This is a genomic window from Saccharococcus sp. Marseille-Q5394, assembly GCF_946901335.1.
GTDB classification, from domain to species: domain Bacteria; phylum Bacillota; class Bacilli; order Bacillales_A; family Planococcaceae; genus Sporosarcina; species Sporosarcina luteola_C.
In genome coordinates this window covers 1,788,995-1,804,501 of record NZ_CAMPPQ010000001.1, presented here as the reverse complement: position 1 = coordinate 1,804,501, position 15,507 = coordinate 1,788,995, and the positions used below count along the sequence as shown (strand labels likewise).

Sequence of the window (15,507 nt, the reverse complement as noted above, 5' to 3'; positions counted from 1 at the left end):
CGCTAGTTCGAAGGTCATGAAATGGTGATAACTTTCCGTATTCAATAGATAACTCACCATATTCGATAGATAAAAAACCGGATTCAATAGATAACTATCCATATTCAATAGATAACTTCATGGATTGGATTGATATTAATTCATGAACTGGCTTCCGCAAAAAAGGAATTTCATTAATAAAGGAGTTAATTCCAATGAATTTAACATTCAGCGAAGAACAGCAGATGATGCGCACGATGGTGAGGGACTTTGCGAAGTCGGAAATCGAGCCGTTCATTCCACGGATGGAAGCGGGGGAGTTTCCGCGTGAGATCCTTGCGAAAATGGGCGAGCTCGGCCTGATGGGCATCACCGTCCCTGAGAAATATGGCGGTTCTGAGATGGACTTCGTTTCCTATATCATCGCCATCCACGAGCTGTCGAAAGTGAGCGCGGTCATGGGTGTCATCCTTTCCGTCCACACATCCGTCGGCACGAACCCAATCATGTATTTCGGGAATGAAGAGCAGAAAGACCGCTACTTGCCGAAAATGGCGTCAGGCGAATATTTGGGCGCCTTCTGCCTCACGGAAGCCGGCGCCGGTTCCGACGCTGGATCGCTGAAGACAAAAGCCGTAAACAAAGGCGATCATTACGTACTGAATGGCTCGAAGATGTTCATAACCAACGGCGGGGAGGCGGACGTCTATATCGTCTTCGCATCGACCGATCCGTCGCAAGGGACATACGGCATAACGGGCTTCATTGTCGATAAAGACACACCAGGGCTCATCATCGGAAAAGATGAGGAAAAGATGGGTCTTCACGGATCGCGAACGGTTCAGCTCACTTTTGAAGATATGAAGGTGCCCGCGGAAAACCGCCTTGGCGAAGAAGGGGAAGGCTTCAAAATTGCAATGGCGAATCTCGACGTCGGCCGGATCGGCATTGCAGCGCAAGCACTCGGCATCGGCGAAGCGGCACTCGAAGCGGCAACCGCATATGCCAAGGAACGCGTGCAATTCGGGAAGCCGATCGCTGCAAACCAAGGCGTCGGCTTCAAGCTAGCCGATATGGCGACAGCTTCCGAAGCGGCAAGGCTCCTCGTCTACCGTGCAGCTCAGCTTCGCGCGGAAGGCAAACCATGCGGAAGAGAGGCATCAATGGCGAAACTGTTCGCCTCGCAAACCGCAATGGACAACGCAATCGAAGCAGTCCAAATCTTTGGCGGCTACGGCTACACCGAAGACTACCCGGTCGAGCGCTATTTCCGCGACGCCAAAGTGACTCAAATCTACGAAGGCACAAGCGAAATCCAACGCATTGTCATCAGCAAGCACCTCACAAAGTAAATTGTGTGAGAATTGTGTGGGTGCCTGTGCGTGGTACATTTATGACAATTCAATGATGTGAATAATAATTCACTTGCATAGTAATAGACCGTGGTGGTAACGGTAATCCCGAAATGAAAACATACAATTGTAGTTAATAAACTGAATTGTATGGTGCGCAGGCACCGTACAGGATTCCTGAGGAGGAAGTTGACATGGATTTTAGATTATCGGAAGAGCATGAGATGATTCGGAAAATGGTGCGTGATTTTGCGGAGAAGGATGTTGCGCCGACCGCTGCGGAGCGCGATGAGGAAGAGCGCTTTGATATGGATATCTGGAATAAGATGGCGGAACTCGGATTGACGGGGATACCTTGGCCGGAAGAATACGGCGGCATTGGCAGCGACTATCTTGCGTATTGCATCGCTGTTGAGGAATTATCACGTGTATGTGCGTCGACTGGGGTTACTTTATCCGCACATACATCACTTGCAGGATGGCCGGTCTACAAATTCGGTACGGAGGAGCAGAAGCAGAAATATCTTCGTCCAATGGCAGAAGGAACGAAAATCGGTGCATACGGCTTGACCGAGCCGGGCTCCGGATCCGATGCTGGCGGCATGCGCACGACTGCGAAGCTTGATGGCGACGACTATGTTCTGAACGGCTCGAAGATTTTCATTACAAACGGAGGAATTGCAGACATTTATATCGTGTTCGCAGTGACAGATCCGGAGTCGAAGCATAAAGGAACAAGTGCGTTCATCGTTGAGAAGGACTTCCCAGGTTTCTCGGTCGGGAAGAAAGAGAAGAAACTCGGCATCCGTTCGTCTCCAACGACGGAAATCATGTTCGACAACTGCCGTGTGCCGAAGGAGAACATGTTAGGCGCGGAAGGTGAAGGTTTCATTATCGCGATGAAGACATTGGATGGCGGCCGGAACGGGATTGCTGCGCAAGCGGTCGGCATTGCGCAAGGCGCACTTGACGCGGCGGTCGATTATGCGAAGGAACGCGTCCAGTTCGGCAAGCCGATTGCAGCGAACCAAGGTGTCGGCTTCAAACTGGCGGACATGGCGACGGCGACGGAAGCTTCCCGCTTGCTCACATACCAAGCTGCTTGGCTCGAGTCGAACGACTTATCGTATGGAAAAGCATCCGCGATGGCGAAACTGATGGCAGGGGATACAGCGATGAAAGTGACGACGGAAGCGGTTCAAGTGTATGGCGGATACGGCTATACGAAGGACTATCCGGTAGAGCGATTCATGCGCGACGCGAAGATTACGCAAATCTACGAAGGAACGCAGGAAATCCAACGCCTCGTCATCTCCCGCATGCTCACAAAATAATCGGGGGTGCACTATGCAAGCGAAACGCGAAGTGAAATCGTCGGTCAAAGATGAAAGCCTGATTGAAAAGAGGCGCAAGCAGATCATCGATGGAGCGGTCCAGCTCTTCAAGGAAAAAGGGTTCCACCGGGCGACGACGAGGGAAATCGCCAAAGCGGCGGGCTTCAGCATCGGCACACTCTATGAATACATCCGGACGAAAGAGGACGTCCTCTATCTTGTCTGCGACAGCATTTATAATGAAGTGCAGAGCCGCCTGTCGACGTTGATGGATCAGGAAGGAAATGTCGAAGGACTGCGGATGGCGATCGACTCGTATTTCCACCTGATCGATGACATGTCGGACGAATTCGTCGTCATGTACCAGGAATCGAAGTCATTGCCGAAGGATGCGCTTCAATACGTCCTGAAGAAAGAGATGGAAATGGTCGCCTTATTCAAGAACTTGCTGGAAGCATGCGTGCGTTCAGGCGAACTGCGCATCGATGAGGCAGAGGTCGATATGGCGGCGCATCACGTCGTCGTTCAAGGACAAATGTGGGCTTTCCGCAGATGGGCATTGCGCGACACCTACACCATCGAACAATTCATCAGCGTTCAGACAGACCAACTATTCAAGGGAATCGTGAAGAACCAATAAATTGTGTGGGTGCCTGTGCGTGGTGCATTTATGACAATTCACCAAACTGTATGTAAATACAGTTATATGTGCGTATATTCCCATATCAATCACCTTTCAGTTTAAGAAATATACAATTGTAGTTAATAGACTGAATTGCGTCGGTGCCTGTGCGCGACACATTTATGACAATTCTCCTAAATGTATAATCATACAACGGTGAATGTATAAATGACCGTTACAGCCACATTGTTAGTTCTGTTTTATACAATTGTAGTTAATGAACTGAATAGTGTGCTGCACAGGCACCACAATAGAGGGCACCGCAAAAGAAGTAGCACCATAAAAGAGTTGAGGGGTGTGTGTTGGATGACTACTACTGTAGAGATTTCTAAACCTGAGATTTATAAGCCGAGGCATCATGTTCGTTTTGTGACGGCGTCGAGTTTATTTGATGGGCATGACGCTTCGATTAATATTATGCGCCGTATTTTGCAGTCGACGGGGGCGGAAGTGATCCACCTTGGGCATAACCGTTCTGTCGAGGAGGTTGTGAATGCTGCGATTCAGGAGGATGTGCAAGGGATTGCCATTTCCTCTTACCAGGGCGGGCATGTTGAGTATTTCAAATATATGCACGATCTTTTACAAGAACGAGGGGCTCCGCATATCCGGATTTACGGCGGTGGTGGCGGCGTCATCTTGCCGAAGGAAATTAAGGAACTGCATGATTACGGCATCGCTTGGATTTTCTCACCGGAGGATGGCCGCAAGATGGGACTGCAAGGGATGATCAACCGGATGGTGGAGGAATGCGATTTCCTTACCGAAGTGGAAGATGAGATGGTGAATCTCGAGAAAGTGGGCACTGACAATCCCGAGGTGCTTGCCAACCTGATCACGTACGCGGAAGAGATGTATAACAAAGAAAACCGGGCCGCGATTAAACTAATCGAAAAAGCTAGGGAACTGTCGAAAAACACGCCTGTCCTCGGAATCACAGGCACTGGGGGAGCAGGGAAGTCCTCACTCACGGATGAGTTGATCCGTCGTTTCCTGCGTGAATTGCCGGATAAGAAAGTTGCGATACTCTCCATCGACCCGACGAAGCAAAAGACGGGCGGCGCGCTGCTCGGCGACCGGATTCGGATGAACGCAATCTTCAACAAGCGCGTGTTCATGCGCAGCTTGGCGACTCGCGGATCACGATCAGAGCTCTCTGGTGCTATCAAAGACGTACTCGACGTCGTGAAAACGGCGGGCTTCGATCTGATTATCGTCGAGACAAGCGGGATCGGGCAAGGCGATGCTCAAATCACGGAAGTATCCGACGTGTCAATGTACGTCATGACGAGCGAGTTCGGTGCACCGACGCAGCTTGAGAAGATCGATATGATTGACTTCGCAGACCTGATTGTCATCAATAAATTCGAGCGGAAAGGATCCGAGGATGCACTTAGCCAAGTGCAGAAGCAATACCAACGAAGCCATCTCCTGTTCGATAAAGACCTCGACACGATGCCTGTTTACGGCACGATCGCGAGCCAATTCAACGACAAAGGGACGAACTCTCTGTTTGCTGCGCTCGTTTCGAAGTTGAATGAAAAATGTGGCCTCGACTGGGAGACATCCTATGCCGATTTCGTGAAGACGCAGAAGCAGAACGTCATCATCCCGACCGACCGCATCCATTATTTACGTGAAATCGCGAGCACGATTCGCGACTACCATAAGAAATCCACGCAGCAAGTCGATCTTGCCCGCCGTTTATTCCAACTAGAAGGCGCGATTGAGGCTGTGAATGAAAAACTGACTGACAACGCGCTTACCGCTTCATTGGAATCTCTAGCAAATGGCGTACGCGAAGAGCTTTCTGCGGAATCAAAGCGGATTCTCAACAACTGGGAAACTCTGAAAGAATCATATGCAGGCGATGAATTCATTACGAAAATCCGTGATAAGGAGCTTCGTACGCTACTGACGACGACAAGTTTGTCAGGGTTGAAGATTCCGAAAGTGTCCTTGCCGAAATTCAAGGACTATGGCGAGATCCTTCGCTGGGTGTACAAAGAGAATGTCCCGGGTTCATTCCCATACACAGCAGGCGTTTTCCCGTTCAAGCGGGAAGGCGAGGACCCGAAACGCCAATTCGCAGGGGAAGGAACGCCGGAACGGACGAACCGCCGATTCCATTATCTGTCGAAAGATGACGACGCGAAACGGCTGTCGACGGCATTCGACTCAGTGACGCTATACGGTGAAGATCCCGATGAGCGCCCGGATATTTACGGGAAAGTCGGGGAATCCGGCGTCAGCATTTGTACGCTTGAAGACATGAAGAAGCTGTACGACGGCTTTGACCTATGCGCGCCATCCACATCCGTGTCGATGACGATCAACGGTCCCGCGCCGATCATCCTCGCGATGTTCATGAACACGGCAGTCGATCAGCAAGTGAAGTTGAAAGAAGAAGAACTGGGCCGCGTGCTGACGGTCGAGGAATTCACGGAAGTCCGCAACGCGACGCTCCAAGTCGTCCGCGGAACGGTGCAAGCGGATATTCTGAAGGAAGACCAAGGGCAGAACACGTGCATCTTCTCGACGGAATTCGCGCTCCGCATGATGGGCGACATCCAACAGTATTTCATCGACCAAAAAGTAAGGAACTACTATTCCGTATCAATTTCCGGTTACCATATCGCAGAAGCTGGGGCCAATCCGATTTCGCAGCTCGCGTTCACGCTCGCGAACGGTTTCACGTATGTCGAGTATTATTTGAGCCGTGGAATGAACATCGATGATTTTGCTCCGAATCTGTCGTTCTTCTTCTCGAACGGCCTGGATCCGGAATATACGGTCATCGGCCGCGTTGCTCGACGCATTTGGGCAGTTGCGATGCGCGAGAAATACGGCGCGAACGAACGGAGCCAGAAGCTGAAATATCACGTACAGACATCCGGTCGAAGCCTGCATGCGCAGGAAATCGACTTCAATGACATCCGGACAACGCTACAGGCGCTCATGGCATTGCAGGACAACTGCAACTCGCTCCATACGAACGCCTACGACGAAGCGATCACGACGCCGACGGAAGAATCGGTGCGGCGCGCGATGGCGATCCAGATGATCATTACAAAGGAGCACGGTTTATCGAAAAATGAAAACCCTCTCCAAGGATCTTTCATTATCGAAGAACTGACCGACCTCGTTGAAGAATCCGTCCTCCAGGAATTCGACCGTCTGAACGACCGTGGCGGCGTGCTCGGCTCAATGGAGACGCAATATCAACGGGGCAAAATCCAGGAAGAATCGATGCTCTACGAAATGAAGAAGCACTCGGGCGAACTGCCGATCATCGGCGTCAACACGTACTTGAACCCGAACCCGCCTTCCGAAGAGGACATCGACAATATGGAAATCGCCCGTGCGACGAAGGAAGAGAAAGAGACGCAGATCGCCAACTTGCGTGCCTTCCAATCGAGGCATAGTGATGCAGCAGAAGAAGCTTTGCGGAAACTGCAGCAAGTCGCTGTGACCGGCGGCAACATTTTCGCCGAGCTCATGGAAACTGTAAAAGTCGCGAGCCTCGGCCAAATTACGAACGCATTGTACGAAGTAGGCGGCCAATACCGCCGGAATATGTAATGAAATGAAAGGGAACGCTCTTGCAGGAGGGCGTTCTTTTTTGCACGGCATTCCATTCCGTGAAAACATTTTGAAAAATCATTATGAAAAGTGGATTTTGCCTGTTCCTTCCACGTATAATAAATAGTACAAAGGGAAAGAGGTGAGGAGATGAAGCTGTATCATCATGCATTAATTATCATAGTGATCATCATCCTCATCTTTTCCTTATACGGTGTAGGTTACGGTGCTGTTCCTTTCTTGCTCGCCGCACTTTATCTTGGCATCCTCAGCGTCAAAGAATTCCAACGCTTCAAGAAGAGTAGAAGATGGTAGCATAACAGGCACTTCATTGTATATAATGATAAGTATGCTTTTGCTCAGAGAAAGGACGTGCGTACGATGAATTTGAATTTACATGAATTGACGAAAGAAGAACTACAGGAAGAATCGATGATCGATATCGCTTTTGCCGTATTGACGGAACGACGGGAAGCATTGACACTTGAACAACTAATGAATGAAATCCGTGAATTGACTGGAATGTCGGAGAAGCAAATGAAGGACAAGCTCCTCCAATTCTACACAGATATGAATATCGATGGAAGATTCCTTGCCATTAACAACAACCAATGGGGATTGCGCGAATGGTATCCGGTCGATCAGATTGAGGAAGAAACGGCTCCTGTCGTCAAAGTCCGCAAGAAGAAAAAGAAAAAAGCGTATGACGATGAGGACGAGGACGACGAGGAAGAGGAAGAAATCGACGAGGACGAGTTGTTTGCAGAAGGCTTCGACGAACTCGATGAAGACGAAGAAGAGTTGGATGAAGAGGAAGAGGAAGAGGAAATCATCGAAATCGAAGAAGATTTGATTGATGATGAAGAAGGCCTCGAAATCGTACCCGACGAAGAATTGGAAATTGACGACGAAGACGAAGAAGAGGAAGACGAAGAAGAAGAGGACCTTCTCTGATACTTTCCACTTGACTTCGGACGTTTAAGGATTTAAGCTTCTATTTGGGCTCCTTGAAAAAGGACACATGAATCCGTGTATAAGCGCTCCTCTTGTAGATAGACTACAGTGGAGCGTTTTTTGCATTTTTTTGCATACAACCGAACCCCTAACACAAAGGAGGAGCTATAGATGACTAAATATATCTTTGTAACCGGCGGAGTTGTCTCATCTTTAGGAAAGGGAATCAATGCCGCATCCCTCGGAAGACTTCTGAAAAGCAGAGGCCTGCAAGTCACAAACCAAAAATTCGATCCTTACATCAATTTAGACCCACGTATGATGAGCCCATACCAGCACGGTGAAGTCTTCGTGACGGAAGACGGTGCTGAAACCGATCTTGATATCGGCCACTATGAACGGTTCATCGACATCAAGTTGAACAAATACTCCAACGTTACAATGGGGAAAGTATACTCCTCCGTCCTGCGCAAAGAGCGCCGCGGCGAATACAAAGGGGCGACGGTCCAAGTCATCCCTCATATTACGAATGAAATCAAAAGCCTCGTCAAACGGGCGGGCCAAGAAACGAATGCAGACGTTGTTATTACCGAAATCGGTGGAAGCGTCGGCGATATCGAATCACTTCCATACCTTGAAGCAATCCGTCAAATGAAGACGGATCTTGGCAAAGACGATGTCATGTATATCCACAACACACTCATTCCGTATTTGCACGCTGCCGGTGAAATGAAAACAAAGCCGACACAGCATAGCGTAAAGGAATTGCGCAGTCTCGGCATCCAGCCGAATATGATCGTCGTCCGAAGCGAATATCCGGTCCCGCAGGAAATGAAGGACAAAATCGCCCTCTTCTGCAACATCAAGCCGGAAGAAGTGATCGAAGCTCTTGACGCAGAGACATTGTACGAAGTTCCGATCCGACTGCATGCGCAAAACATGGACAAGATCGTCGTCGATTTCCTCGGTCTCGAAACGAAGGAACCGGATTTGACGGAAATTGAAGAGCTTGTGAACCGCGTCAGAAATCTATCGCGGAAAGTGAAGATTGCGCTCGTCGGTAAATACGTTGAGCTGCAAGATGCTTATATTTCCGGAGTGGAAGCATTCCGACATGCAGGCTACGAATTCGATACAGATATCGAAATTGATTGGATTAATTCCGAAGAAGTGACGAAGGAAAACGCTGAGGAAATCTTGAAAGATGCAGATGGTATCTTTGTTCCAGGCGGCTTCGGAGACCGTGGCATCGAAGGCAAAATGGAAGCGATCAGCTATGCACGTGAAAACGGCGTTCCGTTCTTCGGCGTCGGCCTCGGCATGCAGCTTGCAGCAGTAGAATTCGCTCGTGACGTTCTTGGAATAAAAGACGCACATTCCGTCGAATTCGATAGTGAAACGGAAAACGCAGTCATCGAAAACAACCGCGATTTCGAAGATCGTGCAGAAATCGATCAGGCGTCCGGGGGTATGAGACTCGGCGCGCATCCTTGCAAATTGAAGGAAGGCACGAAAGCACAAGAAGCGTATAACGACGAATTGGTGTACGAACGCCACCGCCACCGCTTCGAATTCAATAACATCTATCGCGAGCAATTCGAAAACGCCGGCATGATCGTGGCAGGGGAAAGCCCGGACGGCCATCTAGTGGAAATTATTGAGTTGAAGGACCACCCGTTCTTCATCGGAACTCAATTCCATCCAGAATTCGCATCACGTCCAACGCGTCCAACACCGCTCATCCGCGAATTCATTCGCGCAGCGCTGACGCATCAAGGGTGATTTTCAATAATAAAAAACAGAAACCATCATGAACTGATGGTTTCTGTTTTTGTTTTTGAGAAGTGACCATAACCCTCTGCGAGTGATCATAAATCTCTGTGAGTGATCATAAAAGCCTGCAAGTGATCATAAATCTCAGTGAGTGATCATAAAAGTCTACAAGTGATCATAACCCTCTACAAGTGATCATAAACCCCCACAACCGCTCATAAAAACCACTCCGGCTTACTCCTCTTCACTCACCATCTCGTCATACGCCATCTTGACCGCCTCGTACAAAAAGAGCGCGGCCAACAAATTCGGCTGGACGATCCGGCTGCCAATATCCTCGCCCGGTAAAATCCCTCTCACGACGCCGGTCGACATATACGTATATGCCAAATCCGCCAGCTCATTGTCCTCCGTCGCCTTCTCGCCTGCAACAACCGCGAATGGAATGAATTTCTCCGCAAGCACACGCGCGAACTGAAGTGCTCGTTCATCCGTTGCTGAACGGGCAAATAGCCAAACCCTGTCCGCAGAATGGATTTCCATCTCCTCTTCATAACGGACTGCGCCACGAAACGGTTCCGCAGCAAAGACCGCGTTCAACCCGACCGCTTCCATTTCATCGAAACCAGCGAAAATGACACGTCCTTCTCCGATCGTCGCCTGGGCCAACAGCCGTGCCGTCTCCTCGACAGCCTCTTCATTATTTGAACCGGCACGCTGCACGAGCCCGCCGATTTGTGTCGTCAATATTTTCATCTAAACCACCTCGTTTCCCATTATATTTTCTCCCGGGAATAAAACCAAGTTTTCCAGTACGGTCTCTCGAATTAAAACAATTTTGCAATAATAATTAAAAAAAAGAGGGTTTTCAGACTTTTTGTCAAATTGATAACTATTGGGTCAATAAATATAAAAAGGGGTGGGCCTTTTGAAGAGTTTGCTAATCGTCGATGATCAAGCCGGAATACGACTTTTATTAAATGAGGTATTCACTAAAGAGGGGTTTGAAGCGAGGTTGGCCGCAAATGGCGCTGAAGCTCTCCAATTGATTACTGAGAAAGAACCCGATTGTGTTTTACTGGACATGAAAATGCCGGGTATCGACGGAGTGGAAGTGCTTAAAAGGCTGAAGAAAGACTGGCCCCAGATTCCTGTCATCATGATGACAGCCTATGGGGAAGTGGAACTGACGGAAGAGGCAATTAAAAACGGGGCAGAGAAGTACTTTACGAAACCATTCAACATTTATGAAGTGAGAGACGCGGTCAAAGAAATTTTACATCGTGGAGAATAATAAAAATACGGAAACGATGACGCGCCGCTGCCACAACCCAGACAGTAGTAAATACTGTCTGTTTTTGTTATGATAAAAGAGGTAAATATCGATTCAAACAATAAATTCATCTCGACGATCCGAGGAGGCTAATGCAATGGCACTTGTTTCAATGAAAGAAATGATGATCAAAGGAAAAAAAGAAGGATATGCAATCGGTCAGTTCAACTTGAACAACCTTGAATACACGCAAGCGATCCTGCAAGCAGCGCAAGAAGAGAATTCACCGGTGATACTCGGTGTTTCCGAAGGTGCAGCACGCTATATGGGCGGGTTTACAACAGTCGTCAACATGGTAAAAGGGTTGATGCATGATTACAACATCACCGTACCTGTCGCTATCCATCTGGACCACGGATCCAGTTTCGAAAAATGTAAAGAGGCGATTGACGCGGGCTTCACATCCGTCATGATCGACGCATCTTCCAAACCTCTTGCAGAAAACATTGAAATCACGAAAGAAGTTGTGGAATACGCCCATTCAAAAGGTGTATCCGTTGAAGCTGAACTCGGCGTAGTCGGCGGGCAGGAAGACGACGTCATCGCTGACGGAGTCATTTACGCGGACCCGGCAGAATGCAAGGAGCTTGTCGACAACACGGATATCGACTGCTTGGCACCGGCCCTTGGATCGGTTCACGGCCCTTACAAAGGCGAGCCGAACCTAGGATTCAAGGAAATGGAAGAAATCTCAAGCCAGTCAGACCTTCCACTCGTCCTCCATGGCGGAACGGGCATCCCGACAAAGGATATCCAACGCGCCATCTCACTTGGAACTGCAAAGATCAACGTCAATACCGAAAATCAAATCGAAGGTACGAAAGCCGTCCGCGAAACATTGAACGCAGACCAGGACGTCTACGATCCACGTAAATACTTGGCACCAATGCGCGACGCTATCAAAAAATCAGTCATCAGCAAAATGCGTGAATTCGGCAGCTCAGGAAAAGCATAATTAATAATAGTTAGATTTATAAGAAGATGTGAGAGTATATTGATTGAAGCGGGAGGCGGCGACTCCTGTGGGAAAGAGAGACAGGGGAGACCCCGCAACGAAGCGAAGCGTAGTGAGGAGACTCACCGCTCGCCCACGGAAAGCGTCCGCCTGTAGCTGAAATCTTAGTAGTAAATAGGAGAAGCATCGAAAACCAAGATGCATTCTCCTTCTTTTCCATTCATAAGAGGAGGAACTATACACATGAAATTTTTCATCGATACGGCAAACTTCGAAGAAATCAAAGAAGCACATAGCTGGGGAATCATCTCCGGTGTAACAACAAACCCATCTTTAGTTGCGAAAGAAAATATTTCATTCCACGACCGCCTGCGCGAAATCACAGCACTCGTACCCGGTTCAGTCAGCGCTGAAGTCATTGCACTCGACGCGGAAGGAATGATTGAAGAAGGACGCGAGCTTGCGAAAATCGCGCCGAACATCACAGTGAAGCTACCAATGACGCCGGAAGGTCTGAAAGCGTGCTCTGTATTCGCTCAAGAAGGCATCAAAACAAACGTGACCCTCATTTTCAGTGCCAACCAAGCATTGCTTGCTGCACGCGCTGGAGCCACATATGTTTCCCCATTCCTCGGCAGACTTGATGATATCGGTCAAGAAGGAATCCAACTGATCAGCACAATCGCGGACATCTTCACAATTCATGACATGGATACGCAAATCATCGCAGCGTCCATTCGCAGCCCGCAGCATATTACAGACGCGGCGCTTGCAGGAGCGCATATCTCGACGACGCCATTCAACGTGCTCAAGCAATTATTCAACCATCCGTTAACCGACAAAGGCATCCAGCAATTCCTCGAAGATTGGGAATCAAGAAAGAACAAGTGAAACGCCTAAAGGAGACTGACATGGACGTTTATAAAATCAGAGGCGGCAATCCTCTACGTGGAACGATAAAAGTAAGCGGTGCGAAAAACAGTGCCGTTGCGTTAATCCCGGCTTCCATCTTGGCAGATTCGCCTGTCACGATCGACGGACTTCCGGAAATCTCAGATGTCCTCACTCTACAAGCATTACTTGAAGACATTGGCGGGAAAGTCGAATTCGAGTCAGGTAAGATGACGATCGATCCGTCGGAAATGGTCGCTATGCCACTTCCGAACGGCAATGTGAAAAAACTGAGAGCATCGTATTACATGATGGGCGCCATGCTTGGTCGATTCAAGCATGCGGCTATAGGACTCCCGGGCGGCTGCCATCTTGGTCCCCGTCCGATTGATCAGCACATCAAGGGCTTTGAAGCATTAGGCGCAAAAGTGACGAACGAACACGGCGCCATCTATTTGCGGGCCGATGAATTACGCGGTGCCAAAATCTATCTGGACGTCGTTTCTGTCGGCGCGACAATTAACATCATGCTTGCGGCGGTCCGTGCCAAAGGGCGGACAATCATTGAAAACGCAGCGAAAGAACCCGAAATTATCGACGTCGCCACATTGCTTTCGAATATGGGGGCAAACATCAAAGGTGCTGGAACGAATGTCATACGTATCGAAGGAGTCGATCGGCTGCATGGAACGAAGCATACGATCATTCCGGACAGGATCGAGGCAGGCACGTTCATGATCATGGCGGCGGCAGTCGGAGATGGCGTTACAATCGACAACGTCATCCCTTTCCACGTCGAAGCGTTGACCGCAAAACTGCGTGAGATGGGCGTTAAGATAGAAGAAAGGGAAGAGCATATTTTCATTCCGAAATCGGAGAATCTGCTGGCGGTGGACGTAAAGACACTCGTCTACCCTGGATTCCCGACAGATCTTCAACAGCCATTTTCCGTACTATTGACGCAGGCGAACGGCTCCTCCGTCATTTCAGACACGATCTATTCCGCGCGTTTCAAGCAAATAGACGAACTACGGCGGATGAATGCCGACGGAAAAGTGGAAGGGCAATCTGTCATTCTATCAGGTCCTACGCCACTACAAGCGGCGACCGTCCGTGCATCAGACCTGCGCGCAGGGGCGGCTCTCGTCATCGCGGGACTGCTTGCTGACGGCGAAACCGAAATCCAGGAGATTCAACATATCGAACGTGGCTACAGTGATCTTATCGAGAAACTCCGCGGCATTGGGGCGGATATCCGAAAAGAGACGGTACCTGAAAAAGCGACCATCACTGATTAATGTGAAACGTTGCTTATGTTATACTAGTAACGAAACTTACAGCGAATCGGACTGCGAAGGGTTCGATTTGCCGTATTTCTGCTGTTTTTGCAGAAATTAAGGCACCCGTCTAGCGCCTGAAGCTAGACAATGAAAAGCGTTTATTTGAGACTATATATTGAAATGCGCTAAACGGGAGGAACAATCATAATGGAACGCAGTTTATCGATGGAATTAGTACGTGTAACAGAGGCAGCGGCTGTATCGGCTGCTCGCTGGATGGGGCGCGGTTTGAAAAACGAAGCGGATGACGCTGCGACGGAAGCTATGCGTACTGTGTTCGATACGATCCCGATGCAAGGGGTCGTCGTTATCGGCGAAGGCGAAATGGATGAAGCGCCGATGCTTTATATCGGAGAAGAGCTCGGAACGGGCCAAGGTCCGGAAGTGGACGTTGCAGTAGATCCGGTGGAAGGTACGAACATCGTCGCATCAGGAGGCTGGAATGCACTCGCGGTCATCGCAATTGCGGACAAAGGGAACCTCCTCAACGCACCTGACATGTACATGAATAAAATCGCAGTCGGACCTGAAGCGGTTGGCAAAATCAACATCGACGCATCCGTCACGGATAACCTGCATGCTGTCGCCAAAGCGAAAAACAAATCAATCGATGAAGTTGTGGCAACTGTCCTGAACCGTGAACGCCATTCTAAAATAATTGAAGAAATCAGAGCAACCGGCGCGCGTATCAAACTTATCGACGATGGAGACGTGGCGGGTGCTATTAATACAGCATTCGATGACACAGGTGTTGATATTATGTTCGGTATCGGCGGAGCTCCTGAAGGCGTCATCGCCGCAGTCGGACTCAAATGCCTCGGCGGGGAAATCCAAGGCCGTCTCGTCCCTTCAAATGAAGAAGAGCGCCTGCGCTGCGAAAAAATGGGAATTGACGTCTCCAAAGTCCTCTATATGGATGACCTTGTAAAAGGCGACGACGCCATCTTCGCTGCAACCGGAGTGACAGACGGCGAACTGCTGCGCGGCGTCCAATTCAAAGGCGGCTACAGCGAAACCCACTCACTCGTCATGCGCTCCAAATCCGGAACAATCCGTTTCGTAGAAGGACGCCACAGCTTGAAGAAAAAACCGAACTTAGTGATGGAAGACTAAGACAAAAGCGAAGGGTGGCGGTTAGACACGACAGGCATAAGACGAAGATGCGAAGTGGCGCCTTTTGCCACATAGCAGCTTTGGCTTATGACCCGAGTGTCTGCCACCCGGAGTCTAGACGTTAATGAATTAATAATAGCAAGCCTCAGCGCCCGGCAATCCGCCGGGCATCCTTCTATTGTCCGATTCACCTACCCGATTGAAAACAAACCCTAACAA

The 15,507-nt window shown here is 49.3% G+C and carries 13 protein-coding genes; 12 read left to right on the top strand and 1 reads right to left on the bottom strand.

All coding sequences use genetic code 11. The features are described from left to right. Positions 1 to 194 precede the first annotated feature (194 nt). The 7 genes from OC538_RS08620 to OC538_RS08590 all read left to right on the top strand — a co-directional run bounded on the left by OC538_RS08620 (position 195) and on the right by OC538_RS08590 (position 9,665). Positions 195 to 1,331: an acyl-CoA dehydrogenase gene (locus OC538_RS08620; protein ID WP_251693508.1), complete on the top strand. Its 1,137-nt coding sequence runs from the start codon at positions 195 to 197 to the stop codon at positions 1,329 to 1,331. A gap of 194 nt (positions 1,332 to 1,525) precedes the next feature. Continuing rightward, complete coding sequence (locus tag OC538_RS08615) at positions 1,526 to 2,665, top strand: acyl-CoA dehydrogenase (RefSeq protein ID WP_262174380.1); 1,140 nt, start codon at positions 1,526 to 1,528, stop codon at positions 2,663 to 2,665. Positions 2,666 to 2,678: 13 nt separating this feature from the next. Then, positions 2,679 to 3,305 carry a TetR/AcrR family transcriptional regulator gene (locus tag OC538_RS08610; RefSeq protein WP_262174379.1) on the top strand — a complete coding sequence of 209 codons (627 nt, stop codon included), beginning with the start codon at positions 2,679 to 2,681 and terminating at the stop codon, positions 3,303 to 3,305. A gap of 348 nt (positions 3,306 to 3,653) precedes the next feature. Further along, on the top strand, positions 3,654 to 6,929 hold the full coding sequence (icmF, locus tag OC538_RS08605) for a fused isobutyryl-CoA mutase/GTPase IcmF (protein ID WP_262174378.1): 3,276 nt from the start codon (positions 3,654 to 3,656) through the stop codon (positions 6,927 to 6,929). 150 nt (positions 6,930 to 7,079) lie between these two features. Then, positions 7,080 to 7,244 (top strand): hypothetical protein, encoded by a 165-nt coding sequence (locus OC538_RS08600; RefSeq protein ID WP_251693512.1) that lies wholly within the window; start codon positions 7,080 to 7,082, stop codon positions 7,242 to 7,244. A 66-nt stretch (positions 7,245 to 7,310) separates the two neighbouring features. Next, positions 7,311 to 7,883 (top strand): DNA-directed RNA polymerase subunit delta, encoded by a 573-nt coding sequence (rpoE, locus tag OC538_RS08595; RefSeq protein ID WP_316044286.1) that lies wholly within the window; start codon positions 7,311 to 7,313, stop codon positions 7,881 to 7,883. A 171-nt stretch (positions 7,884 to 8,054) separates the two neighbouring features. Next, entirely contained in the window at positions 8,055 to 9,665 is a 1,611-nt protein-coding gene (locus OC538_RS08590; protein ID WP_251693513.1) for a CTP synthase, read from the top strand. A gap of 225 nt (positions 9,666 to 9,890) precedes the next feature. On the opposite strand, the gene OC538_RS08585 is transcribed toward OC538_RS08590, so the two are convergent. After that, on the bottom strand, positions 9,891 to 10,412 hold the full coding sequence (locus OC538_RS08585; protein ID WP_262174377.1) for a DUF2529 domain-containing protein: 522 nt from the start codon (positions 10,410 to 10,412) through the stop codon (positions 9,891 to 9,893). A 172-nt stretch (positions 10,413 to 10,584) separates the two neighbouring features. On the opposite strand from OC538_RS08585, the gene OC538_RS08580 reads away from it, so the two are divergent. From OC538_RS08580 to glpX, 5 genes are all read left to right on the top strand, one after another. Continuing rightward, positions 10,585 to 10,950: a response regulator gene (locus OC538_RS08580; RefSeq protein WP_285846872.1), complete on the top strand. Its 366-nt coding sequence runs from the start codon at positions 10,585 to 10,587 to the stop codon at positions 10,948 to 10,950. A 136-nt stretch (positions 10,951 to 11,086) separates the two neighbouring features. After that, positions 11,087 to 11,944, top strand: a complete 858-nt coding sequence (locus tag OC538_RS08575; protein ID WP_262174376.1) for a class II fructose-bisphosphate aldolase — start codon at positions 11,087 to 11,089, stop codon at positions 11,942 to 11,944. A 243-nt stretch (positions 11,945 to 12,187) separates the two neighbouring features. Continuing rightward, a complete protein-coding gene (gene fsa, locus OC538_RS08570) occupies positions 12,188 to 12,835 on the top strand; it encodes a fructose-6-phosphate aldolase (protein ID WP_262174375.1) in 648 nt (215 codons plus the stop codon). A 20-nt stretch (positions 12,836 to 12,855) separates the two neighbouring features. Further along, complete coding sequence (locus OC538_RS08565) at positions 12,856 to 14,133, top strand: UDP-N-acetylglucosamine 1-carboxyvinyltransferase (protein ID WP_251693518.1); 1,278 nt, start codon at positions 12,856 to 12,858, stop codon at positions 14,131 to 14,133. Positions 14,134 to 14,322: 189 nt separating this feature from the next. Further along, positions 14,323 to 15,288 (top strand): class II fructose-bisphosphatase, encoded by a 966-nt coding sequence (glpX, locus tag OC538_RS08560; RefSeq protein WP_251693519.1) that lies wholly within the window; start codon positions 14,323 to 14,325, stop codon positions 15,286 to 15,288. The last annotated feature ends 219 nt before the right edge of the window (positions 15,289 to 15,507 follow it).

Coding starts and splice junctions, on each gene's coding strand:
- OC538_RS08620 (WP_251693508.1), top strand. CDS start 195: ATGAATTTAACATTCAGCGAAGAACAGCAGATGATGCGCACGATGGTG.
- OC538_RS08585 (WP_262174377.1), bottom strand. CDS start 10,412: ATGAAAATATTGACGACACAAATCGGCGGGCTCGTGCAGCGTGCCGGT.
- rpoE (WP_316044286.1), top strand. CDS start 7,311: ATGAATTTGAATTTACATGAATTGACGAAAGAAGAACTACAGGAAGAA.
- OC538_RS08575 (WP_262174376.1), top strand. CDS start 11,087: ATGGCACTTGTTTCAATGAAAGAAATGATGATCAAAGGAAAAAAAGAA.
- fsa (WP_262174375.1), top strand. CDS start 12,188: ATGAAATTTTTCATCGATACGGCAAACTTCGAAGAAATCAAAGAAGCA.
- glpX (WP_251693519.1), top strand. CDS start 14,323: ATGGAACGCAGTTTATCGATGGAATTAGTACGTGTAACAGAGGCAGCG.
- icmF (WP_262174378.1), top strand. CDS start 3,654: ATGACTACTACTGTAGAGATTTCTAAACCTGAGATTTATAAGCCGAGG.
- OC538_RS08590 (WP_251693513.1), top strand. CDS start 8,055: ATGACTAAATATATCTTTGTAACCGGCGGAGTTGTCTCATCTTTAGGA.
- OC538_RS08615 (WP_262174380.1), top strand. CDS start 1,526: ATGGATTTTAGATTATCGGAAGAGCATGAGATGATTCGGAAAATGGTG.
- OC538_RS08565 (WP_251693518.1), top strand. CDS start 12,856: ATGGACGTTTATAAAATCAGAGGCGGCAATCCTCTACGTGGAACGATA.
- OC538_RS08600 (WP_251693512.1), top strand. CDS start 7,080: ATGAAGCTGTATCATCATGCATTAATTATCATAGTGATCATCATCCTC.
- OC538_RS08610 (WP_262174379.1), top strand. CDS start 2,679: ATGCAAGCGAAACGCGAAGTGAAATCGTCGGTCAAAGATGAAAGCCTG.